The sequence below is a fragment of the Neobacillus sp. OS1-2 genome, assembly GCF_030915505.1.
GTDB lineage: Bacteria > Bacillota > Bacilli > Bacillales > Cytobacillaceae > Neobacillus.
In genome coordinates this window covers 1,811,721-1,835,614 of the sequence record NZ_CP133265.1, presented here as the reverse complement: position 1 = coordinate 1,835,614, position 23,894 = coordinate 1,811,721, and the positions used below count along the sequence as shown (strand labels likewise).

Genomic DNA, 23,894 nt, shown 5'->3' with positions numbered 1-23,894 from the left:
GAAATATTTTAGTTAATCTATGTTTGACCGATTGTGATACCATTAAGAATGGGAATATGGATAACAAAGGACTTTAAAGGAAGGTAGGGCATCAATGATTCTATGATGCGATACGAATTTTTGCGGAAATAGAAGGGAAGAATGAGCTAAATTGAAAACGTACAAATATATTTTTGGCTTACTGTTACTAGTAGTAGTTGTGGGACTAGCCGGCTGCAGGGATGAAAAACCAGTCACAAATGTAGGGAAGTTGCACTTTGATAATTCACTAAAAATTCCGCAACTTCTCGAACCAACTATTGGAGCTGATGGGACAAAGCATTTTACCTTAACAATGCAATCGGGAACAACTGAATTCTTGCCGGGAAAAAAGGCTGACACATGGGGAATCAATGGCACCTATCTTGGCCCAACTGTTAAAGTTTCGCGTGGTGACAAGGTTTCATTTGATGTAGTGAATCAGTTAGATGTGGCCTCAACCTTACACTGGCATGGAATGAAATTACCAGCAGCGATGGACGGGGGTCCGCACCAAATGATTAAAGCGGGAGAAACATGGTCGCCCAATTGGACTATTGACCAGCCGGCTGCAACTACGTGGTACCATCCACATATACATGGTAAAACAGCCCAACATGTATACCGTGGACTTGCTGGTTTGTTTTTGATAGATGATGAGGATTCCAAAAAGTTACCTTCTAATTATGGGGTTGATGATATCCCGTTGATTGTACAAGATAAATTGTTTACTAGTAATGGTCAGTTTTCAGAGAAGGATGATACCACCTTTGGTACACTAGGCAATGAAATACTTGTAAATGGAACGTATGACCCATATGTTAAAGTCACAGCAAGTCAAGTTCGTTTTCGGTTGCTTAATGCTTCAAATGCAAGAGCCTATCATTTTGGCTTTACGGATAACCGCTCGTTTCAGGTGGTAGCAAATGATGCCGGCTTACTGGAAAAGCCGGTAACATTAGAGCGAATCATGTTAAGTCCTGGGGAACGTGCAGAGATAGTGGTTAACTTTAAGCCAGGAGAGGAAACTGTTCTTCACAGTTACAGTAGTGGCAGCGGGATTGAAAATGGCGAATTCGATTTGATAAAAATGGAGGCTGCCACAAAATTAACCGAGTCCGCGCCAATACCTGAGCAGCTTTCCAGCATTCCGCCAATAAAGGCTCCTAAGGATGCGAAGGTACGTCAATTTAAATTGACGATGAAATCCGAAATCAATGATAAAAAGATGGATATGAATCGAATTGATGAGGTTGTTCCAGCGGGCACAAAGGAAATATGGGAAATCAATAACTTTGGCTGGTCACATAACTTTCATATTCATGATGCCGCATTCCGGGTATTGGATGTAAACGGCAAGAAGCCTCCAGAGTATGAACGAGGAAGGAAGGATACCGTGTTTATTCCGAATGGTGCTACGGTTAGAATTGCTGTGGAATTTGGGGATTATCCTGATCCAAATCATCCGCTCATGTATCACTGTCATTTATTACGGCACGAGGATGATGGGATGATGGGGCAATTCTTACTAGTAGAACCAGGTACAGAATCACAAGTACCAACCACGTTGCCAAAAAGCGATACTGAATACCAACATGCTCATCATTAAAAAAGGCTGCCATATCCAATGCTAATTATTGGATATGGCAGCTTTATTTATTTTTGTTGATTTTTACATCCGTTTTTTAATCGCAAAATTGTCCTTCAATAATGCCCAGTTCTCAGGAAAGGGATAGCCCAATGCCCAGTAACTGACACCACGTAATTGATAATCTTTGACCATATCGAACTTCGCTTGTGCGCTCCTAGCATCTTCAAACCAAACCTCGTGACCTTGTCCTTTTTCATCTACATAGCGGAAAAATGGGGACTCCGCAGTTGAGTCATATTGGATCGTTACCCCATATTTTACAGCACGGCGGATGGCTTCTTGTGGGCTAAATGTCTCGGCTTCTTGGCCCTTCACGTGGGGGATTAGCCAATCTCGGGCATAAATTTGAAAACCTAAAAAGATTTTTTCTGCCGGCATAACCGTTAGGGCATATTCCACTACTCTTTTCATTTGGTTAATAGGAGAAATCGCTTGTGGCGGACCAAGGCGGTAGCCCCATTCATATGTCATTAGCACGACAAAGTCGGCTATTCTCCCATGTGCCTCATAATCATGCGCTTCATATAAAAGACCTGTTTGGGAACCGCCAACTTTGGGTGCAAGTGCGGTTGAGACAAAGTATCCTTTGGGATGGAGGCGATTTACTGCCAACTGGATGAATTGATTATATAACTCGCGATCCGCCGGTAAAACATTCTCAAAATCAATGTTTAATCCCTTGTATCCTTTACTATCCATTACTTGGACAATGCTCGTGAGGATTTTTTCTCTTATTTCTGGACTTGCCAAAATAGTATGAGCTACATTTGATCCAGCTTGGGAGGAAGTGAAGTTGGTAACAGACATCATGGGGACAACATGATTTGATAAGGCAGCCTTAATCATGGCCTCATCCTTCACTGGATTTAATGTTCCATCCTCGGCGATCAGATAGGCAAATGGGCTAAAGTAAGTAAGCAAATGGCCTAATTCATTAAGGGTTTGGACCGCCGCGTCACTCGGTTGATACGTATAAGCATTCACTTCAATGGTTGGCTTTACCCTTGGGATAGCTAAATGCAGTCCAGGATAAATAACATTTGGGTTTTCAATTTGATTTTCATCGATGATTGCCTGCACCGTGGTACCGTAGCGGCTGGCAATTTGCCATAAGGCTTCTCCGGATTGGACAATATGGGTAATCGGTGGAATAAATAGTGTTGTTCCCGGATATAAGAGATTTGGGTTTGTTAATTGGCTTGCCTGGATAATCGATTGAATCGTCACCCCATATTTTTGTGCGATAGACCATAATGTTTCCCCGTATTTAACTGTGTGAGTAGTACCAGGCCTGGGAATGACGAGTGCCTGGCCAATCACTAACTGATTGGGGTTCTGTAACTCATTTGTCTTTACAATTGAATTCACCGTAACTGCATGTTGATTGGCTATTTTCCAAAGCGTATCCCCGCTTCTAACGACATGTATAATCATCCATACTCCTCCATAGGCCTTTTCATTACTGCACTATATGTATGTATGGCTGAAATGGTGTAATCCTTTAGAAGGAACGATTCTCTTGCTACCTCTGTTAACATGAAGCAAGAGAACCGTCCCCGTGTTTTGCCTTAATGATACCCTTTATACCAATCCACAAAATGTGCTAAGCCTGTTTCAATATTTGTTGCTGGGGCGTATCCAGTATCGTTTTGTAAATTTGTAATGTCCGCATAGGTTTCTTTCACATCTCCGGGTTGCATCGGTGCTAATTCTATTTTTGCCTTTTTGCCAATTAACCGTTCCAATAGTTGGATAAAGTCTAAGAGCTTTACGGGATGATGATTGCCGATATTATAAATCCGATAGGGAGCAAAGCTTGAGCCCGGATCGGGGGTTTCCCTGTCCCAATTAGGGTTTACTGTTGGAGGATGGTCAAGTAAACGGATGATTCCCTCCACAATATCATCAATATACGTAAAGTCCCGGCTCATATCCCCGTTATTAAATACCTTAATGGTATTTCCTTCGATAATATCCCTAGTAAACGAGTAATATGCCATGTCTGGCCGACCCCACGGTCCATATACCGTGAAGAAACGAAGTCCTGTCGTTGGAAGATGATATAAATGGCTGTACGTATGTGCCATCAATTCATTTGCCTTTTTTGTGGCCGCGTATAGGCTTAACGGGTGGTCGACACTGTCCTTCGTGGAAAATGGACTCATTGTATTTGCACCGTAAACAGAACTGGACGAGGCATATATCAGGTGCTGAACCTTATGATGCTTGCAGGCCTCTAAGATCTCTATAAACCCGACAAGGTTTGAATGAACATAGGAATGGGGTGCTGTTAAGCTGTAACGAACGCCCGCCTGAGCAGCCAAATGAATAACCGTAGTAATGGCTTTATCGGCAAAAAGCTGATAGATTTTATCACGGTCAGCCACATCGATGTGGAAAAATTCAAACTGGGAGTTGTTTTCAACCATTTTTAGCCGATCCCTTTTTAAATTGACATCGTAATAGTCATTTAGATTATCGATACCAACCACATGATAGCCCTTGGCTACTAGTCTATTTACTAGATGGAACCCAATAAACCCCGCTGCGCCTGTCACTAATATGCTCATTTTTTTCGACCGTGTTCTTTTTTGTGATGTTGTCCAGATCCTCGCTGGTGTTCCCTTTTTCGAGGGGAAGGCTTTTTCTTGCCCTGTTCCTTCCCTTTATTGCGGCCTGTATTCCCTTCCGTTTCTGGATTTGTCAGTGGAATCGGTGTTTTTGTCCATTCGGCATAGGTGTCAGGGTCGAGGATCTTTACGTGTTCAAGAAAGGAGTCTAAAAAGCCCCTTTCGTGCAGGTTTTGAAATAGCTCAAGGGGTCTATCCTGTTCTCGAGAGAAGGAATACACGTGATCAACCATTTTAAATCCTGTATTGGTCACAATAATATGCCTTAATGGGGCGTCAATTTGCTTAAATCCTGATTCTTTCTGGGTGTTTAAAATGTGCAGCAATTGTTTGGTGATATTCTCGGAAAGAGAGGTTTGTTTTTTTAGAAATGTATTTAAATCAGGTCCCAGCAGGTATTCCATTACAATATAATTGGGGCCTGTTTCATAAACCTTAGGAATAAAGGATAGGGCTTGAGTAGATAATAGCACCTCTTGCTCCTGCATAGCATTTTCCGGTTTACCGTATATTTTCACACATTTATCCTCCGCTATCCGATAAACGGCACCTTGATGACCCTTCCCAATAAGTGGTTGTGTGACGGCACTTTCTACCTTTACCCCTTCCCCTGATCCACCAGAAGTGACGGGAATATTTTTATAATCAAGACTGTTTTCGCGAAAATAGGTCTCCCATTCAGCGAATGTCTCCGGTTCAAGCTTTTGCACGTGGGCTAAGAAGGATTCCTTTAATAGAATGATGTTCAAATCTCTTAATAATTTTAGCGGGACCGGATGGATTCGTTTGAAGGCATTTACATGGTCAATCACTTTAAGCTCTTCATTTTCTAGGACAAAAATATGTCGAAGCGGGGCGTCCACCATTGTGAACTGTGCCGCTCTCATTTCTTTTAAAATAGCAAGTAATTTCGTTGCAATCGATTCAGGGATATAGGTGCAATTTCTTAGATACTCCTTTAACGTTGGCGCGTTAAAGTAGTCCATAACGATATAGTTAGAGCCTGTTTTAAATACCTTTGGGAAAAAGGATAAATGCTTTCCTGCCTGGAGGGCTTCTGCTTCCATTTTTGCCTGCAGCGGGTCGTTGTAAATTTTCACACATGTATCCTCTGATAGTTTAAAGACAGCCCCTTGTGCGCCCATTCCAATCAGCGGATAGTTCGTAGGGTTATCAATCTCTAAGGTTTTTACCCCTTTGGTCACTTTAATGGATGTAAAGTCCTTCATCACGATCCCCCTAAAAGTTCGTCATAATAGTTGGCCTGCAGTAAAAGCTGCTTTTTAAGATCAAATGTTTGTTCAATTTTCCTCCGGGCTGCCAGTGAATACCTGCGCCACAGCTGTCTATTCGTTAACATAAATTCAAGGGCAGCAGCTAATTCGTCAATGTTATTCTCTTTTACTAGATAACCTTCTTTGTTATGGGTGACCAGCTCCGGGATGCCCGCATGTGTCGTTGAGATAACGGGAACACCGGTAGCCATTGCTTCCTTTAATGTATTTGGAATGCCTTCTACATCGCCATTCGCTGCTTCTAAGCTGGCAGCGCAAAACAAATCAGACTCGATCAAATGCTCTCTGACTTTTTCTTTAGGAAGATGATTTAATAGACGAAAGGAATCGCCTAATCCCAACTGCTTAGCCAAATTTTTCAGGTCCTCTTCTAGTTCACCCCGGCCGATAATGGTCAGCGTAGCATTTGGAAATGTATCTCTAATCCTATGAAAGGCCTGCATTAAAACATGGTGTCCCTTTTTCTCTACTAATCTTCCAATTGATAAAATATTTTGGGTTGTGTTTCTTGTTTGTGGGGAGCGATATTTATATTGGCTAAGGTCCACACCGCCATAGAGCACTTTGATTTTTTCTGCCGGGCAGCCCCATGCCATTATCCTATCCGCTAAATATTGACAAACGGGAAAAAAACAGTCGCCTTGATCAAATAACATGTTCATGTTTTCTAAATAACCCACCGGTTGATTGGCAAGGGTGGCATCCCTGCCGCGAATACTAGTGACTAATGGTAGATTTACAGCCTTTTTAAAAGGGAGTAAAAGAATGCCTAATTGACCGTGGTGAGCGTGTAAAAGGGAAATATTATGCTTTTCGACAAAATCCTTTGCTGAAAAAATCTCATTAAGATAATAGACCTTTTCGTTCAAGAGTGAGAGATCAACCATGTACTTTGGCTGCCGTACCAAATGAATATAATCATACCCTGGAACCTCACGAATCTGAGAGATATATTGGGTCGGGTCAACCCTTAAATTAAGATGGATTGCTGTACGCAAATAAAACTTCTCCTTTCAATCATGGTGGACAAACTCGCTTTGTTTTCCAAATATGGTATGCAGAAGCACTAAAAAAGCTTGGACAAATTACCAGGTAAGCAACTTGAAATTAGCGGAATAAACCCTCAAAATAAAGGGAAAGGAAGCATGGGTTGCAGGGGACGGTTCTCATGCCTCAATGGTAATGACTAGCGGTCAATTGAAGCGGAAGAGCCGTCCCTTGCTTCAGTTCAAGGAGGAATTGCGAATGGAAATAGGTGTGAGTACGTTTGTTGAGACGACGCCGGATGTACAAACTGGAGAGGTGAAGAGTCATGCCGTTAGGCTGCGTGAGGTAGTGGAGGAAATTATTCTTGCTGATCAAGTAGGATTGGATGTCTTTGGTGTTGGCGAACACCATCGCAAGGATTATGCGGCATCATCTCCCGCGATTGTCCTGGCTGCAGCGGCACCACAGACGAAACGAATCCGGCTGACGAGCGCGGTCACGGTGCTTTCGTCAGCTGATCCGGTGCGGGTATTCCAAGATTTCGCTACTCTTGATGCCGTATCAAATGGGCGTGCAGAGATAATGGCCGGCAGGGGATCGTTTATCGAGTCATTCCCGTTGTTTGGTTATGATTTAAATGACTATAATGAGCTATTTGATGAAAAGCTGGAGTTGTTGTTAAAAATACGAGAATCTGAGAAGGTGACCTGGAGGGGCGGTCACCGGCCAGCCATTGATAATCTAGGCATCTATCCTAGACCGGTGCAGGATCCCTTGCCGGTATGGATTGGCAGCGGTGGGACACCACAATCTGTCATTCGTGCGGGAATGCTTGGATTGCCGCTTGTCTTAGCGATAATTGGAGGAAGTCCGCTGCAGTTTGCTCAGCATGTCAATCTCTATAAAAGAGCAGCCGCGCAGGCAGGCCATGACGTAACGAAGCTGCCGATTGCCTCGCATTCCCATGGCTTCATTGCTGCGGATAATGAGACGGCGGCAAATCAATTTTTCCCTTCTACCCAGCAAGCCATGAACGTGCTTGGACGGGAACGGGGCTGGGGGCATTATGACCGCTCAAGTTTTGATGCAGCCAGAAGCTTTGAAGGAGCATTGTATGTTGGCGACCCTGAAACCGTTGCGGCGAAAATCATTCATCTTCGTAAAAACGTTGGTATTACCCGTTTTATGCTGCATGTGCCTGTTGGCTCGATGCCGCATGAAGAAGTAATGAAGGCGATTGAACTGCTAGGAACCGAGGTCGCACCAAGGGTTCGCCAGGAAGTTGCTAAGTGGGAAGCGGAGCAATTTTAGGCGCTTTGAATCGATAGTGATTTGACCGATTGAGCTTATTGAATGTTAATTTGGTAAATGAAAGAGTTCCATTGACCGATTGGGCTTATTGGATGACAATTTGGTGAATGAAAGTGGGTTCCATTGACCGATTGGGCTTATTGAATGTTAATTTGGTAAATGAAGCAGGGTCACATTACCCGATTGGGCTTATAAATGATCAATTTGGTAAATGAAACGTGCTTCCGTTAACTGTTTGTGCCCCCTGTTATTCAGATACACAAAATCCCTGAACATCGTATGATATTCAAGGGATTTTGTTATTTCAAGCGTTATTTTTTCAATAATAAATACATAAAATACGGTGCACCAATTAAGGCAACCATGATTCCTGCGGAAATCCCACTAGGCTCAACGAGATTATGCCCGATGGTGTCTGCCACTAATAAGAGCCAGCCCCCAATGAGTATGGCAAGGGGGATAAATAGTTGATTTCGCGGTCCCACTAATGCCTTCGCCATATGCGGGGCCATTAACCCGATAAAGGAAATTCCCCCAGTAACCGACACGGCTGCTGCTGCAAGGGCAACCGCTGTTAACAATAAGACAATCCGTTCCTTTTCAATGGATACTCCTACACCAATGGCAACTGGTTCACTTAAGCCTAGAAGATTCAAGCGATTGGCTTTGTATAATGTAAAGGGAATCAGAACAACTAACCATGGTAGAAGTGCCCAGATAAACGGCCAATCGGTGCCCCAAATATTCCCCGCCAGCCATTTCGCAATAAAATCTACCTTTTGCCGATCAGCAGATGAAATCAGGACAATCATTACCCCAGAAAGAGCTAAGGCAAAGCCAATCCCGACCAAGACTAATTTGACTGGCTGCAATCCTGTCTTTCGATCATAGGAGAACAAATAGATCAGGCAGGCAGTAAGCACCGCGCCAATGAAGGCAACAAGCGGGAGCATATAGAGAAATGAACCGGGCTCAATCGGGAAGAACAAAAAGAAAACGGCAATTGCTACACCCGCGCCAGAGTTAATGCCAATAATTCCTGGGTCAGCTAAATCATTTCGAGTGATTCCTTGTAAGATGGCCCCAGATAAAGCCAACGCCATCCCTGCCAACAACGTCACAAGCATGCGAGGTAAACGGATTGAAAATAAAACAAATTCCTCTTTAAATGTTCCCTGTCCCAAAAGGGTTGGGATCAGCCTATCATAGGATAGGGCGGAATAGCCCATGCCCATCCCAATCACAGTAGTAATGAGAATGAGCATAACCAATACACAGACAAGGATTCGTTGTTTTCTACGTAAAGAAGGCTGGATCATGAGAATGTGTTCCCTCCTTTACGGACAATGATGAGGAAAAAAGGTAATCCTAATGTAGCTACAATAGCTACTACAGGTGTTTCATATGGCGCATGGATGGTGCGGCCGACTGTATCCGCAAATAGCATAAAGGTAGCGCCTGTGATGGCGGACATCGGAATGATAAACCGGTAGTCTGTTCCCACTATCGCCCTAACAATATGCGGTACCATTAAACCGATGAAGGCCATATTGCCAACAAGAGCAACAGAAGCACCAGCAAGGAGGATAATCACGATAAACAGGATGGTTTTAATTTTTCTTGTGTTTTGGCCTAATCCAACAGCCACTTCTTCACTTAAACTAAGAATGGTGAGCTGTCGTGACAGCAGAAGCGAAATGAGTATTCCGATGACAATAAATGGAACAATAATGGAAAGTTGTTTCCACGTAGTCCCAATCATACCACCTGCCGTCCACATCGAGATGTTTTTGGATAGTTTGAAATAAATGCCAACGCCATCGGCGATTGCATAAAGAAAGGCGGAAACTGCAGCCCCTGCTAAGACAATCCGAAGAGGGGAAAAGCCGCCCCTTTTGATGGCGCCAATACCAAAGACCATCAGTGTTCCCGCCGCCGCCCCAATAAAGCAGGCAATGGTAAGGACGAAATAATTTGCTGAAGGGATTAGGGCTAGTGCAATCGCAAGTGCCGCATTGGCCCCAGCTGTTAATCCAAGAATACCGGGATCGGCCAGCGGATTTCGAGTGAGCCCTTGCATAATCGCTCCGGATACCGCAAGTGCCCCCCCTACAAAAATAGCCGCGACTTCCCTCGGAATGCGGATCTCTCGGAGCATTAAAGTGGTATCACTTTTTACGTTGGACGTAAGAGCGAGCCAGACATCCTTGACAGTTGTCTCTGCTGCTCCGAAAACACAAGCAGCGATAAACATACAAACAAAAAGAACCAGACCGGCCAACATCTTGTAGATAAAGGAAATTGAATGTTTTTCATTTGTCATCAGTCGCTCATCTTTTCTTTCCTAGAATGGGGGAAGAGGAATTCCTCCATCAGAATTCCTCTTGGCTAGTTATTCGTTACCTAAAAATGACTTTTTGAAAAATTCCAGTTGTTTATCAAGTGTAACCGGATCGCTGAAGGAGGCGCCATTGCCTTCCATGACAAAAACATGATTGTTTTTAACGGCCGGAATATTTTTGTACGACTCTGTTTCCTGGAAGGCTGTGTCAGCATCTGAATACTTGCTCAATATCACATAATCGCCGGCATATTCAGGAAGCACCTCGGCAGAAAGGGTATAATAGCCGGATTTCAATGCCATTTCTTTTACTTTTTCCGGCATTTTCAAATTCATTGCCTGATATAAAATTTCTGTTCCGCGTGCCCAGTTGTTTCCGAATACATATAAATCTTTATCGTAGGCTTCCATTACCGATACAGTGGCATCTTCGCCAATTTTTGCGCGAATTTCTTTCCCAGCCTCATCTGCACGGGCTTTAAAATCATCTACCCAAGCTTGCGCTTCTTTTTCCTTATTGACGAGCTTACCAATTTCAATGTGCTGTGTTAAGTAATCAACTTTGCCCCATGTATAGGTAACAGTCGGAGCAATTTCTTTTAATTTATCAAGATTTTTAATATTATCTAAACCAATGATTAAATCTGGTTCTAATTCAATAATTTTTTCTAGGTTTTCATCTGATACTTCGGCCACATCTTTTAATTCCTTTTTAAACGTTGGATTATTTTTCGACCAAACGTCTACGCCCACCACATGAATGCCTAAATCAAGTACATTTCCAGTGAAACCAGAAAGCAGGATGACGCGTTTTGGGTGTGCGGGTACTTCCACGGGGCCAGTTTGCGATTGATATGTAACCATTTTTGGCTGATCATCTTTTGTTGATTTTTCTTTCGTACTGGCAGAATCATTACTGCAGGCACTAATAATTAACACTAACAGCAGGATAAATGGGAATAGCAACTTTTTCATTTTTCTTTTCTCCCTTTAGTAGGTTATAGGTGATGCACATCGGCTTGTTTGTCCGTGGATCCCTGCCAATCTGCGCATCGATCTGGAACACCTTTTTCAAGACATCATGTGTCATGACTTCCTCACAATCACCGGCTTTGATGATTTGTCCGTCCTTTAAAGCGATGAGATAGTCAGCGAAACGAGCCGCCTGGTTTAGGTCATGAAGAACCATGACAATCGTGCGTTCCTGTTCAATGTTTAGTTTTTGCAAAAGCTCCAGTACCTCGAGCTGATGAGCCATATCTAAATAGGTCGTTGGTTCGTCAAGAAAGATGATTTCTGTTTCTTGGGCAAGCGCCATCGCGATCCAAACCCGCTGTCGCTGTCCTCCTGATAGGGCATCTACAGGCCGAAACTTAAAGTCAGTAATTCCTGTCACTTCAAGGGCCCAATCAATGACTTCCACATCCTTTTTTGTTAAGCGCCCGAACCCTTTTTGATAGGGGAATCTGCCGTAAGAAACAAGTTCCGCAACCGTTAATCCGCTTGCACTTTCTGGTGTTTGCGGTAGAATGGCCATTTTTTTAGCGAGAATTTTTGTGTTTTCCTTCGAGATATTCTTCCCATCCAACACAATCGTTCCGGATTGCTGGGGAATAATGCGCGTAATCGCCTTCAATAATGTGGACTTTCCGCAGCCATTTGAACCGATGATCGTGGTGATTTTCCGGTCAGGTATTTTTACACTGAGATTTTTAACAATTAACCGTTCCCCATAGCCGATGTTTAAGTCATTTGTATAGAGGCGAACCATGTTTAACCTCCTTTTTTAAAAAAAATAATTGATAATGATTATCAGTATCGATTACTTAAAATATAATAGGCTAATTTCATTGTGTCAATATTTTTTTTATTGAAAAAGGAAACTGAACAGTGTATATTTTAGTTGAGAATGATAATCAATTACATTTGGCTACTGGGGAGTGTTCTGAAATGGGGCAGCAGGAAGTATTTGATGTGACGGTGATTGGCGGCGGGCCAGCTGGGCTGTATTCCACTTTTTACAGTGGACTTAGAGAGATGAAGACAAAGCTGATTGAATTCCAGCCGCAGCTTGGCGGAAAGCTTCATGTCTATCCTGAGAAAATGATTTGGGATGTAGGGGGGCAAACGCCCATCCCGGGAGCAATGTTAATGGAACAGCTTATTGTCCAAGGATTAACGTTTAATCCAACAGTCGTTTTAAATGAAAAAGTTGAGTCGATCTTACTGAATGAGGATGGAATCTTTGTCTTGCAAGGTGCCACCGGCCAAAGGCATTTTTCAAAAACAGTCATAGTCGCCATTGGCAGCGGCATATTGAAACCGCAAAAGTTGGAGATTGACGGGGCAGAGCGGTTTGAGGTAGCTAACTTACATTACACAGTGAAGTCATTAAAACAGTTCAAGGATAAGACGGTGGTCATTTCAGGCGGGGGAAATACGGCTATCGATTGGGCAAATGAATTAGAATCCATTGCGAAAAAGGTGTATGTTGCCTATCGGAAAGAGTCGTTTAAAGGTCATGAAGCACATGCCTCCCAGTTGTGTAACAGTTCTGCCCATTGTTTATTTAATACATCGATTACACGACTCATAGCGTCAGCGAGCCATGAGGAGATCGAAAGCGTGGAATTGACGAATCATGAAACAGATGAGGTTTTCTATTTACCGATTGATGAAGTGATTATTAATCATGGATATGAACAGGATGCGGCGTTACTAAAAAATAGTGACTTACATATTGCGTTGGCCGATGATTATTATATTGCCGGTAATGCGGTAAGCCAATCTTCGGTAGAGGGACTTTATGCTGCTGGGGACATCCTCATGTACGATGGAAAAGTACAGTTAATTGCCGGGGCATTTCAGGACGCAGCAAATGCTGTTAATAAAGCAAAACAATTCATTCAGCCTGATGCGCCAAAAGCCGGAATGGTTTCTTCCCATCATGAATTATTTAAACAGCGGAATAAAGAAATAGTGAAGCAAATGATGAACAAATAAAGAGTGCACGCCGGGTAAGCGTGCACTCTTTCTATAGACAGAGGGCGACGATTATAACACCCACTGTCACGATACTAATAACGACTTTTCCAACGATTGGAACGGAATCCTTGCCATTCTTGTTGAGCTGTTCTTCCTTTTCAAGTGCAGCCTTGCGATATTCTGGATTGCAGCAGCCCATTAGGCTACCCGATTCCAGTTTGAAATATCATCTTCAAGTGGAAGGTTATTGGCCCGTGCCTTTTTAGCAGCTCTAAAGAAGAGAGCGGTAAGGACGATAGTTCCAATGAAGCCGCCAATCCATGAAGTGCTCATCGATAAGCGGAATCCAATTTGGGCATTTAAAATATAGGTAATCACCATGACGAGCATAAAGACACCCGGAATCAACGGAACAAAGTAGTTTTTCTTAGCGATATACAAGTACATGGCGCCAACAAACAAGGCAATAACCGCCGTTGATTGGTTGGCCCAGCTGAAATATCTCCAAAGAATATTAAAATCCATCTGAGTCAGCACTGCTGAAATTACAAATAATGGTACAGCAATCCAGAGGCGGCTGGATAATTTCTGTTGGGCAATGTTCAGATATTCAGCAATAATCATCCGTGCGCTTCGGAATGCAGTATCTCCAGATGTAATAGGTAATACGATGACGCCAAGGACGGCAAGCGTTCCACCAATGGCACCAAGGAGGGTTGTCGATGCCTCACTGACGACTGCTCCAGGTCCGCCGGCTGCCAAAATATCATTTAGGCCATTGTAACCGTGGAAAAGGCTCATTCCTGCAGCAGCCCAAATCATGGCAATGACGCCTTCTGCAATCATCATGCCATAGAAAATTTTCCGACCTTGTTTTTCATTCTGAGTGGTACGGGAAATGATTGGTGTTTGGGTCGCATGGAATCCGGAAAGCGCGCCACAAGAAATTGTGAAAAATAGTAATGGGAAAACTGGTGCGTTAGCAGGGTGGAAGTTTTTTAATGAAAGTTCCGGAATGGGTGCACCGGTAACAACTAAACCGATTCCTACTCCAAGGGCGCTGATCAACAGTAATGCGCCAAAGTATGGATAAAGGCGGCCAATAATTTTGTCAACGGGCATAAGTGTAGCTAAAATATAATAAACAAAAATGGCAGCAATAATTACGAAAAGGGCAACCTTTCCGTCCATTAACACGTTAAGCAAGGCAGCAGGTGTGGTCACAAATACGGTTCCTACTAATAAAAGAAGTAAAACAGCGAAACCATTGACGACATGCTTCATAATTTTCCCCAAAAACCTGCTGGCTAGCTCCGGTAAATGGGCACCGCGGTTCCGAATAGAAATCATCCCTGTTAAATAATCATGAACCGCTCCGGCGAAAATACAGCCGATGACAATCCAGATAAAAGCAACAGGCCCGTATAGTGCACCTAAAATAGGGCCGAAAACAGGTCCTGTTCCAGCAATATTGAGGAGCTGAATCAAAGAATTCTTTTTCGTGCTCATTGGAAGATAGTCAACACCATCATTATTGACATAGGCGGGCGTCGCCCTGTCTTCCTTTACACCAAATAATTTTTCTACAAATTTGCCGTACGTGAAATAACCAATAATTAAAAGAGCAATTCCTGCTAGAAAAGTATACACACTTTCTCCCCCTTTTTTATAAATGAATGCGGTTACATAAATCAAGTATATAAAAGAAAAGGAGCAGCAGGGCGGACTTAGGTGTGAAAGGTAGAAATATGGAATTAACATGTTACTAGAGTGGTTTAAAATGCAGAAGATTAATAATAGTCTGGAGGGTTATATTTCCAACCTCACTCTTAATGCCTTTACATAATTTCTGCTGACCGACAACATTTCCTGCCTTCCCTCAATATGCAGCTGATAGGCGCCATTGAACCACGGGGTCAGTCTGGTCACATATTCCAGGTTAACAAGAAAGCTTTTATGGATGCGAAAAAAACCAAAGCCTTGGAGCCGGTTTTCCAAATCCTTGAGCGGCATCTTTGTATCATATTCGCTGTGTTTTGTTATCAGCCTTGTCCATTTATCATCCCGAACAATATAAAGAATCTCTATTGGGTCGAGGTAAAGGATTTCCCCAGCCGCTTCAACCGCAAGCTTTCCAGTCTGTTTTTCCGGCTCGGATTCCTTAGAAGCGCTGAGATGTTTTAGAATCCGATTGATGGTTTCGTGTAATTGATCTTGGTCATAGGGCTTTAGTAAGTAGTCAACGACATCATAGCGAAATGCCTCGACAGCAAATTGCGGATAGGCTGTGGCAAAGACGACTAATGGAGCATGTTTGAGTTCCTGAAAAGCTTTTGCAGTGTTCATCCCGTTCATCCTTGGCATTTCCACGTCCAGGAAGACCACATCTGGTTGCAATTGGAGGGCCTTCATAATGGCGTCTTCCCCGGATTCAGCTTCGCCAACGATCTGAATGGATGGAAATGCCGATAATAAATGCTTTAGTTCATCCCTGCTATATAGTTCATCATCAACAATAAGCGTTTTGATTGGTTGTACCACTTTGTTCCACCTCCATATATGGAATTGAAAAGGAAATTCGTGTCCCCTGATTGAGTTCACTTTTTATCATCAGTGCGGCACCCTCACCGAACATAAAGGCTAGCCTTCGGTTCACGTTGTAAAGTGCCAGCCCGCTTCCAGAGATAGAATCTATCGGAGTTTGGCAGATTTGGCCTACTCTTTCTTTACTCATCCCACTTCCGTTATCTTCAACAGTTACAATGGTTGCTTGATTTTCTTTATGAATGCTTATTTTAACAAGGCAGTTGCTCTCCATATCCTTGATCCCATGTTTAATGGCATTTTCAACAATGGGCTGCAAGGTGAGTGGGGGAATGTTCTGTGAAAGGATACTTTCCTCCACCTCATAAATCACTTTTAATTTATGAACAAAGCGAACTTCCTCAATGGCCAAATAGGCTTTTACCTGCTGTAATTCCTGTTCAAGTGTCGTCATCCTCTGGGTGGTGACGGATAGATTCTGTCGTAAAAAGTGTGACAGGGAGACAAGTAGTTTCCTGGCCTTCTCGGGATCGATTCGGACAAGCGAAAGGATGGTATTAAGTGAATTAAAGAGAAAGTGCGGGCTAATTTGTGCTTGGAGTGCCTTTATTTCTGCTTCCTTTGCAAGTTGATAGGCCTTGTCCGCCTCGGCAATTTCAAGCTGGTTGCTTAACAGTGAGCATAAGCCTGAAATGAGTTCCATAATAACCGGGTTTATTTCCTTTTCGGAACGGAAATAGAATTTCAACGTCCCAATCGTATTCCCGCGTAGTTTCAACGGGGCAATAACGACGGCATCGAGTGGGCAGTCCTTTACACGGCAATGAATCGATTGCTGTGCAGCGACAATCATTTCCCCTTTTCTGATTGCATCCCTGGTTATTTGTGTCTGGATGGGACTTTCTGAACGGTGATGCTCGTATCCGAGCCCAACATGAGCCAATATTTCCGATAAATTTGTCATCGCCACAGCACTGGTGTTGAGCTCATTGTGGAGAATATGGCAAACTACCTTTGCTGATGCGGTATTAAGTCCATTTCTGAGATAGGCAAGGGTTTTGTCGGCAATTCTTAAGGTTTTTTGGGCTTGCAGGGCACCGGCTTTTTCCTCCTCATTAATCACGCTCTTAATAATTAACAGGAATAGGGCACAGCCAAGGCCGTTTGCGGAAATCATCGGCATACCAATGATTTCAACTAAACCCCATGCCTTTTCAAATGGCTTTGAGATTAATAGAATCAAGAGCATTTGAATGGATTCAGCAAGCGCACCAATCAGAAAGGCAGAGCGAAGCTTGACATGCTTGCCCTTTCGATGGAACAGGCCTGATAGCAAGCCCGTAAGGATGGTTGCCAGTCCGCAGGAAATGGCTGTGAATCCTCCAAGTGTGAAGCGGTGGATGCCGGCAATTAAACCTGCGCCAAGCCCAACCCTATAGCCGCCAAGGAGGCCGGCTAATACGACACCAATGACACGGGAGTTGGCAATGGCCTCATCGGAATGAAGTGTAGAGGTCCAGCGGTTAAACTGAAGACTGTCGGTACTAAGAGTCAGTCCTGAATAGGTACCAATAATCCCAAAGAAGCCAAAGAAAATAATCGCAATCAACTGCTGCCTGCCATTTAGTTCGTCCTGATAAATCATACCCCGGAAGAATTGAAGCCTTGTTAACACAAACGCAATCGTCACGAGGATCCCCAACCGCTCCACCATCGTTACCAACAATTCCAACATGGAAATCCCTCCAATGGTGCCTGTCACCATTATTACTACAACCATATCCATAACTTAATTTAATTTTACCAATATTCTTACCGTTCGTGATACTGTTTTTTCTGCTTAAATGAAAGAGAGGCTGAGCCGAAACAGTTGTTTGTCTCGGCTCAGCCTCTCTCGCCTATTACCATTCTTTTGGTTGGTAGTGTAATTCTGTAAATAGCTGCTGTTTTTCTTTCTTTGATAAGTCCCGCCATTGTCCTATAGGTAGGTTGCCTAAATGGATATTCATAATCCGAGTTCGCTGCAGCCGGACTACCTCATACCCTAGTGCAGAACACATTCGGCGGATTTGCCGGTTCAACCCCTGGGTTAAGATGATTTGGAAAATATTTTTCGACAGCTGTGTTACTTTGCAGGGGAGTGTTTTCGTATTTAATATTTCCACTCCTGCCGCCATTTGTTTTAGAAAATCAGTCGTAATCGGCTTGTCCACTGTAACAATATATTCCTTTTCATGCTTGTTTTCCGCCCGGAGAATTTCATTAACAATATCCCCGTCATTCGTCAACAGAATGAGGCCATCTGAGTCCTTATCCAAGCGTCCAATATGGAAAATTCGCAATGGATGGTTAATGAAATCAACAATATTACCTTTTACATGCCGTTCCGTTGTGCTCGTAATACCTACGGGTTTATTTAAAGCAATGTAAACATAATTGTTAGAGACGTTGACGAGGCTACCATCAATGCGGACCATATCCCCAGGCTCCACCTGACTGCCAATTTGCGCCACTTTCCCATTAATCGTGACTCTTCCTTCAGTAATTAATTTATCCGCTCCCCGTCTTGAAGACTTCCCAGACTCGCTAATAAACTTATTAATTCGTATCATAACCACAACCTTAAAGTGCATAATCGTATGATTAAGAATAACGCAACCGCCTCCTGAATATCAAGTGGTGGTGCCTGACACCCTTTCTACTACCCTCATGTCGAAAACTAAGGACCTTAAACTTACATTGTTTTAAGGGATTCCAAAATATCACAATAATCTCGCCCGAATATGACTGAATTTTCTGGAGTAAAATGTTACTTTAGGTGTAATACCATAATTGGAGAGATGGCGATGAAAAAAGTAACCGCTGTTATTATCGTATTCATGAGTTTCTTTTTCTTTTCAAGCCAGACCGATGCAAGCGGCAGCCAATTGATTATTATTAACAAAAAAACGAATACCCTAGCTTTTTATGATGGAGGGACCTTGGTTAAAACATTTAGAGTAGCGACCGGAAGGCAAGCCTCATTTACCCCGGAAGGGACATTTAAAATTGTGAATAAGATAAAGAATCGGCCTTATTATACGAAGAATATTCCCGGCGGAGACCCCCGTAATCCCCTTGGCGACCGCTGGATGGGACTTGAGGCAAGAGGGACTTATGGTACTACGTACGGGATTCATGGCAATAGTAATGAAGGTTCGATTGGCGGATATGTTAGTGCTGGTTGTGTGAGAATGCATAATCAAGAAATACATTGGCTTTTCGATCAGGTACAGGTTTACACAAAGGTCGTCATTACCCGCTCTGACAAAAGCTTTGATGCGATCGCCCAGGCTAGTGGATATATAGTTACAGTACCTGCAAGTGCCGGAAGTACAAACGGTATCATAACTGTGCAAAACGGCTGGGTCCAAAATGGCAACAAAAAGTACTATTACGAGAATGGAGCCGTGAAGAAAGGCTGGCAAACTATAAGTGGAAAAAAATATTTCTTTGATGGGTCCGGTGTAATGAAGACAGGTTGGCTGTCCATTGAGGGGAAAAAGTATTACCTTAATAACAAAGGTGTGATGACAACGGGATGGGTAACAGCAGGTGGGAAAAAGTATTATTTTGATGCCGGGGGTGCCATGAACACAGGCTGGTTCGAAGAGGGTGGAAACAAATATTTTTTCAATTCTGATGGGGCGATGAACACAGGCTGGTTGGAGGATGGAGAGAACAAGTATTTCTTTGATGCTAATGGAGTGATGAAAAGTGGTTGGCTGGACGAGGGTGGAAACAAGTATTATCTGGATTCAGCTGGCGTTTTGAAAACAGGTTGGCTCGATGATGGTGGAAAGCGGTACTTCTTTGATGAGACTGGAGCCATGAATATTGGCTGGTTAGAGGTTACGGGCCAGAGGTATTATTTCGATACCACGGGGGCAATGAAAACCAATTGGGTTGAAGACAGCGGCAAGTGGTATTATTTTGACCAGACAGGGGTGATGAACACAGGCTGGATTAACGATCAGGGTAAATGGTTCTATCTAAATGCGAGTGGTTTCATGGATCCCCCTTTGGCAGCCGTACATTTTCCGAATGATAACAAACCAGATTGGGTAGATGATTCTTTTGAAAAATACTTCCAAAACAACTCGGGTGCCCTTGTTACAAGCTGGATTAAATACGAAAATAATTGGTACTATCTTTATATAAATAAAGAAATGGCTAAGAGTTCATTGATAGGAAGTCATTAAAATCTTTCATACAAAAAGCCAGCCTTTAGTTAGATATAGGCTGGCTTTTTCATAACTATCTAAAAATAGGTATTTATGTTTTATTGATAGATTGATAGATAAGCAGTATTGGCAGCCACAAACTCCTTTAATGTATACAAGATTGTAGACATGTATACAATCTTGTATACATGTAGACATTTTGTATACATTGATGTTTACATGTACACAAAGTTGTATACATGCTTTAGTGCCGGGATGTATACAACTTTGTTGTTATTGTATACATAAATGTAAACATAGACATCGATGTTTACGAATTGTTTACTGTTTTACACTTTCATATCGTTTTTGTCGAAACTATTGAACAATCAACTAATCTCCTTTAGTCTTAAAGAGAACCAAATCAAAGATACATATCAATTTTAAAAAATAAATCTAGTAAATGGAAAGGAACGGTGTTTATGACTAAATCGAGAGTTGCCGCTGTTGATGTAGGAAATGATTCTATTAAAGCCATTTTCGGAGAATTAGAATATGAATTAAATATTCCAAACATTGTTGCACGGGACACAGAGGACCGCCCTGTTATTGGGATTGAGGAACTGGATGACAAGAATCCTTTAGACGGAATTCATGTGAGAGTCCACTCCCCTGCTTTGAAAGAAAATAATATGATTTATCGTGTCGGCAATTTAGCAACGAAAAGCAATAATGCCACCGAATTAGATCCCGGCAGCAGCAAATCTGAAGAAGACCAAACATTAATTATGCTTTTTACAACATTAGCCCTGGATGCCGTCCGACAAGAGAGTTTCCCACGGGCAAAGAATGTGATTGATGCTACCTACACATTGGGTACAGGCCTCCCTCTTCGAGAAGTGAAGGAAGGGAAGGATGCCGGGTACAGATCCAAATTAGTCGGATCCGTTCATCAGGTTGAATTCCTAGTAACGCCTAAATACCAGGGATTAAAGGTAAATATCAAATTTAATGAAGTAAAGGTGTATCCGGAAGGCTTTGCCGCCTACATTAACCTTGTAATGGACAACAATCTGAAAATCATCAATAAGGATTTAATCGATAAGCGTATATTAATTCAAGATATCGGCGGACTATCAACGGATATCGCGGTCATTAAAAATCGCAATGTTGATGATGATAAAGCACAAGGGTTTAACCTCGGGGTTTCTGAATCGCTAGAGGCCATTCGTGAAGAAATTAGAACAAAGCACGGTATTGAGTTGGATAGCCGCCGTGATGTCGTTGAAATTATTACACGAAAAAATGACCGCAACCATATAATGGTGAAGGGAAGCCGGACAAGCGTGCACGATATTACCGACCGGATTCTGCTCGAATTAGCGAAAAAGCAATATAGGTTGTTGCGAAATGTATGGCAGAAGAATTCGCAAACAGAAATCTGCTACTTTGTCGGCGGCGGAGCGCACGTCTTGAAGGATTATCTGAAAACATTAAATAACAACTTAGATGGCTATAATATCGAATTTTTTGAGGATGATAAGGAAAGTATTTGGATGATGGCCAATGCATATTATAAATTGATCACAGATTATGCCAGAAAAGTGGAGAAACAAAAAGCTGTTCCGGTAAAGAATTAAGTAAGGTGACACTATGAAAAAGCCCAATGCCAATGAAATTAAGCGGGGTCAAGCGCTATCGTTCCGCGTTCCTTCCGATACACCTGACCATACTTTAAAACAGCTGCAAAAAGTAAAAGAAACAGAGCGAAGGAATTTTTCAAGCAAACTCGCAGAGTTTGTCATGGATGGAGTGAATCATTCCTTTTCTAGAGAAAAGGAAACGGTCACCATTCCACTTCCAAGGAATTTAACGAAAGCACAGCGGGATTGGTTGAAGCATGAGCACTCTGAGGCGTTGTTGGGAAGTATTGTCTATCAATTGATATCTGATCCTGTTCGGTCTACCTCTTTATTGGCTTCCTTGAACAGTAAATCGGTAGATATTGAAGAGGCTTTGTATCTTCAAGAAGAAGTATTTCCCGAGGAACCATTACGGTACATGGATGTAGAGTCTAGTCATAGCGAAACGGCTGCTGCTAGTGAGGAAGGCCCCTCCCCTTCCGATGTGGATGATGATTTATCCTCATTTGATTGGGACAGTGCGAAACCGTTACTAGACGAGAAAGAAGAGATCGAAGAAGATTTAGACGATTTGCTGGGAGATTTTTTGGCAAATATGAATAAGTGATGTAACAAAGCCCCAAGCATTTTTGCTCGGGGCCTTGTTTCGTTATTAATGTTTATGATTCGGCAACTTTTTACCAGGATGATTGTCTCCTTGGTGTTCCCGATTTTTCTTGTCCTTTTCCTGGTTTTCATGTAGCTTCTCAACAAATTCATGGGTGTCTTTGTTATCCATGTCGCAAAACCTCCTAGAAAATTGAACCAATGTTAATGTAACCTGTTAACCATAAAAACATGCAGGCAAAAAAAATCTCCTTAATAGGAGATTTTTAAATAACACCCTGTGCAATCATCGCGTCAGCCACTTTTATGAATCCAGCGATGTTGGCACCGACGACTAAGTTACCAGGGAAGCCGTATTCTTCAGCGGCCTTTGTACTGTTTTGGTAAATATTAATCATGATTTGATGGAGCTTGGCATCGACTTCCTCAAACGACCACGCCAATCGGGCACTGTTTTGCGCCATTTCTAAGGCTGACACGGCTACGCCGCCGGCATTTGCTGCTTTTCCAGGTCCAAACAGCACTTCACTGTTTAGGAATACGTCAATCGCTTCGAGTGTGGACGGCATGTTAGCGCCCTCGCCAATTGCTTTCACCCCGTTTGCTACCAGGATTTTAGCTGCTGTTTCATCAATTTCATTCTGGGTTGCACATGGTAGAGCAATGTCACACGGAATAGACCAAATCCCTGAACACCCTTCGAAATATTGGGCATGTGGGTGGTGATTCACGTATTCGCTGATTCGTTTTCGCTCAACCTCTTTAATTTGTTTGACAGTATCTAAATTGATCCCATTTTCATCGTAGATATAACCGTTGGAATCACTGCAGGCCACGACTTTGGCACCAAACTGGGTTGCCTTTTCGATGGCATAAATAGAGACATTGCCTGAGCCGGAAACAACGACCCTACTACCGCAAAAACTCAGACCTTGATCTTTTAACATTTCTTGGACAAAATAAACGGTGCCATAGCCGGTTGCTTCTGTACGTGCCAGGCTGCCGCCATACCCTAAGCCTTTACCCGTTAAAACTCCAGCCTCGAAGCTGCCGCGGATCTTTTTATATTGGCCGAACATAAAGCCGATTTCTCGTGCGCCAACGCCAATGTCCCCTGCCGGTACATCCGCATCTGGCCCGATATGGCGGTAAAGCTCAGTCATGAAGCTTTGGCAAAAGCGCATGATTTCATTGTCAGATTTCTCCTTAGGATCGAAATCAGAACCGCCTTTTCCGCCGCCAATTGGCTGACCGGTTAAGGAGTTTTTAAAAATTTGCTCAAAGCCCAAAAACTTGATAATGCTGGCATTTACAGACGGATGGAAACGCAATCCCCCTTTATAGGGACCAATGGCACTATTGAATTGTACGCGGAATCCGCGGTTTACATGGACCTTTCCGCTATCATCGACCCATGGTACGCGGAAGGTAATGACACGTTCTGGTTCGACGACCCTCTCAAGAATCCCTTGCTCCATATATTTTGGGTGTTTCGCAAAAACAGGCACGAGGGAGTCGAAAATTTCCTTCGCTGCCTGATGAAATTCACTCTCAAATGCGTTGCGGTTTTTTACTGTTTCAAACACGTTATTGACGTATTCTCTTGCTGCTTTCGAACCTGATTGTTTTACATCCTCTATTGTTTGCATCGGAATTCCTCCCTTAAAAGTGGTGCGGTTAA

Annotated in this window: 21 protein-coding genes; 6 read left to right on the top strand and 15 right to left on the bottom strand. The window is 42.9% G+C overall.

The genetic code is table 11. The features are described 5' to 3' along the window. The first annotated feature begins 151 nt into the window (after nucleotides 1-151). Nucleotides 152-1,627: a multicopper oxidase family protein gene (locus RCG19_RS08990; protein ID WP_308110575.1), complete on the top strand. Its 1,476-nt coding sequence runs from the start codon at nucleotides 152-154 to the stop codon at nucleotides 1,625-1,627. 63 nt (nucleotides 1,628-1,690) lie between these two features. Here RCG19_RS08990 and RCG19_RS08985 read toward each other — a convergent pair whose 3' ends face one another. The 4 genes from RCG19_RS08985 to RCG19_RS08970 form a co-directional block, all read right to left on the bottom strand. Continuing rightward, nucleotides 1,691-3,103 carry a LysM peptidoglycan-binding domain-containing protein gene (locus RCG19_RS08985; protein WP_308110574.1) on the bottom strand — a complete coding sequence of 471 codons (1,413 nt, stop codon included), beginning with the start codon at nucleotides 3,101-3,103 and terminating at the stop codon, nucleotides 1,691-1,693. A 134-nt stretch (nucleotides 3,104-3,237) separates the two neighbouring features. Then, nucleotides 3,238-4,239, bottom strand: coding sequence for an NAD-dependent epimerase (locus RCG19_RS08980; RefSeq protein WP_308110573.1), 1,002 nt, complete (start codon nucleotides 4,237-4,239; stop codon nucleotides 3,238-3,240). Further along, nucleotides 4,236-5,528 (bottom strand): hypothetical protein, encoded by a 1,293-nt coding sequence (locus RCG19_RS08975; protein ID WP_308110572.1) that lies wholly within the window; start codon nucleotides 5,526-5,528, stop codon nucleotides 4,236-4,238. The genes RCG19_RS08980 and RCG19_RS08975 overlap by 4 nt, the downstream gene beginning before the upstream one ends. Further along, a complete protein-coding gene (locus RCG19_RS08970) occupies nucleotides 5,528-6,592 on the bottom strand; it encodes a glycosyltransferase (protein ID WP_308110571.1) in 1,065 nt (354 codons plus the stop codon). Before RCG19_RS08970 ends, RCG19_RS08975 begins: the two co-directional genes overlap by 1 nt. Nucleotides 6,593-6,839: 247 nt before the next feature. Here RCG19_RS08970 and RCG19_RS08965 point away from each other — a divergent pair, with 247 nt between their 5' ends. After that, nucleotides 6,840-7,892 (top strand): LLM class flavin-dependent oxidoreductase, encoded by a 1,053-nt coding sequence (locus RCG19_RS08965; protein ID WP_308110570.1) that lies wholly within the window; start codon nucleotides 6,840-6,842, stop codon nucleotides 7,890-7,892. 311 nt (nucleotides 7,893-8,203) lie between these two features. Here the strand turns inward: RCG19_RS08965 and RCG19_RS08960 are convergent, their stop codons facing one another. From RCG19_RS08960 to RCG19_RS08945, 4 genes are all read right to left on the bottom strand, one after another. Further along, nucleotides 8,204-9,211: a FecCD family ABC transporter permease gene (locus RCG19_RS08960; RefSeq protein WP_308110569.1), complete on the bottom strand. Its 1,008-nt coding sequence runs from the start codon at nucleotides 9,209-9,211 to the stop codon at nucleotides 8,204-8,206. Beyond that, nucleotides 9,208-10,215 carry a FecCD family ABC transporter permease gene (locus tag RCG19_RS08955; RefSeq protein ID WP_308110568.1) on the bottom strand — a complete coding sequence of 336 codons (1,008 nt, stop codon included), beginning with the start codon at nucleotides 10,213-10,215 and terminating at the stop codon, nucleotides 9,208-9,210. The genes RCG19_RS08960 and RCG19_RS08955 overlap by 4 nt, the downstream gene beginning before the upstream one ends. A 69-nt stretch (nucleotides 10,216-10,284) precedes the next feature. Further along, nucleotides 10,285-11,208, bottom strand: a complete 924-nt coding sequence (locus tag RCG19_RS08950) for an iron-hydroxamate ABC transporter substrate-binding protein (protein ID WP_308110567.1) — start codon at nucleotides 11,206-11,208, stop codon at nucleotides 10,285-10,287. Beyond that, nucleotides 11,159-12,004 (bottom strand): ABC transporter ATP-binding protein, encoded by an 846-nt coding sequence (locus tag RCG19_RS08945; protein ID WP_308110566.1) that lies wholly within the window; start codon nucleotides 12,002-12,004, stop codon nucleotides 11,159-11,161. The genes RCG19_RS08950 and RCG19_RS08945 overlap by 50 nt, the downstream gene beginning before the upstream one ends. 179 nt (nucleotides 12,005-12,183) lie before the next feature. Here RCG19_RS08945 and RCG19_RS08940 point away from each other — a divergent pair, with 179 nt between their 5' ends. Next, the gene (locus tag RCG19_RS08940; RefSeq protein WP_308110963.1) at nucleotides 12,184-13,236 is read left to right on the top strand and encodes an NAD(P)/FAD-dependent oxidoreductase; all 1,053 of its coding nucleotides are present in this window, start codon (nucleotides 12,184-12,186) and stop codon (nucleotides 13,234-13,236) included. Between the two features lie 31 nt (nucleotides 13,237-13,267). Here the strand turns inward: RCG19_RS08940 and RCG19_RS08935 are convergent, their stop codons facing one another. The 5 genes from RCG19_RS08935 to rluF all read right to left on the bottom strand — a co-directional run bounded on the left by RCG19_RS08935 (nucleotide 13,268) and on the right by rluF (nucleotide 18,380). Beyond that, nucleotides 13,268-13,417, bottom strand: a complete 150-nt coding sequence (locus tag RCG19_RS08935; protein WP_308110565.1) for a hypothetical protein — start codon at nucleotides 13,415-13,417, stop codon at nucleotides 13,268-13,270. Further along, nucleotides 13,417-14,868 (bottom strand): carbon starvation CstA family protein, encoded by a 1,452-nt coding sequence (locus tag RCG19_RS08930; protein WP_308110564.1) that lies wholly within the window; start codon nucleotides 14,866-14,868, stop codon nucleotides 13,417-13,419. Before RCG19_RS08930 ends, RCG19_RS08935 begins: the two co-directional genes overlap by 1 nt. A 159-nt stretch (nucleotides 14,869-15,027) precedes the next feature. Next, a complete protein-coding gene (locus RCG19_RS08925) occupies nucleotides 15,028-15,759 on the bottom strand; it encodes a LytR/AlgR family response regulator transcription factor (RefSeq protein WP_308110563.1) in 732 nt (243 codons plus the stop codon). Further along, complete coding sequence (locus tag RCG19_RS08920; RefSeq protein ID WP_308110562.1) at nucleotides 15,728-17,497, bottom strand: sensor histidine kinase; 1,770 nt, start codon at nucleotides 17,495-17,497, stop codon at nucleotides 15,728-15,730. Before RCG19_RS08920 ends, RCG19_RS08925 begins: the two co-directional genes overlap by 32 nt. Nucleotides 17,498-17,663: 166 nt before the next feature. Then, nucleotides 17,664-18,380, bottom strand: coding sequence for a 23S rRNA pseudouridine(2604) synthase RluF (rluF, locus tag RCG19_RS08915; RefSeq protein ID WP_308110561.1), 717 nt, complete (start codon nucleotides 18,378-18,380; stop codon nucleotides 17,664-17,666). A gap of 228 nt (nucleotides 18,381-18,608) precedes the next feature. Here rluF and RCG19_RS23710 point away from each other — a divergent pair, with 228 nt between their 5' ends. The 3 genes from RCG19_RS23710 (at nucleotide 18,609) to RCG19_RS08895 (ending at nucleotide 22,214) form a co-directional block, all read left to right on the top strand. Then, nucleotides 18,609-20,003, top strand: a complete 1,395-nt coding sequence (locus RCG19_RS23710) for a L,D-transpeptidase family protein (RefSeq protein ID WP_374049589.1) — start codon at nucleotides 18,609-18,611, stop codon at nucleotides 20,001-20,003. 443 nt (nucleotides 20,004-20,446) lie between these two features. After that, a complete protein-coding gene (locus RCG19_RS08900; protein ID WP_308110560.1) occupies nucleotides 20,447-21,604 on the top strand; it encodes a ParM/StbA family protein in 1,158 nt (385 codons plus the stop codon). A gap of 13 nt (nucleotides 21,605-21,617) precedes the next feature. Further along, nucleotides 21,618-22,214 (top strand): hypothetical protein, encoded by a 597-nt coding sequence (locus tag RCG19_RS08895; RefSeq protein ID WP_308110559.1) that lies wholly within the window; start codon nucleotides 21,618-21,620, stop codon nucleotides 22,212-22,214. A gap of 45 nt (nucleotides 22,215-22,259) precedes the next feature. Here RCG19_RS08895 and RCG19_RS08890 read toward each other — a convergent pair whose 3' ends face one another. Together RCG19_RS08890 and gdhA are read right to left on the bottom strand one after the other, a co-directional pair. Next, on the bottom strand, nucleotides 22,260-22,385 hold the full coding sequence (locus RCG19_RS08890) for a DUF4023 domain-containing protein (protein ID WP_308110558.1): 126 nt from the start codon (nucleotides 22,383-22,385) through the stop codon (nucleotides 22,260-22,262). Between the two features lie 94 nt (nucleotides 22,386-22,479). Then, the gene (gdhA, locus tag RCG19_RS08885; RefSeq protein WP_308110557.1) at nucleotides 22,480-23,862 is read right to left on the bottom strand and encodes an NADP-specific glutamate dehydrogenase; all 1,383 of its coding nucleotides are present in this window, start codon (nucleotides 23,860-23,862) and stop codon (nucleotides 22,480-22,482) included. Between the last annotated feature and the right edge of the window lie 32 nt (nucleotides 23,863-23,894).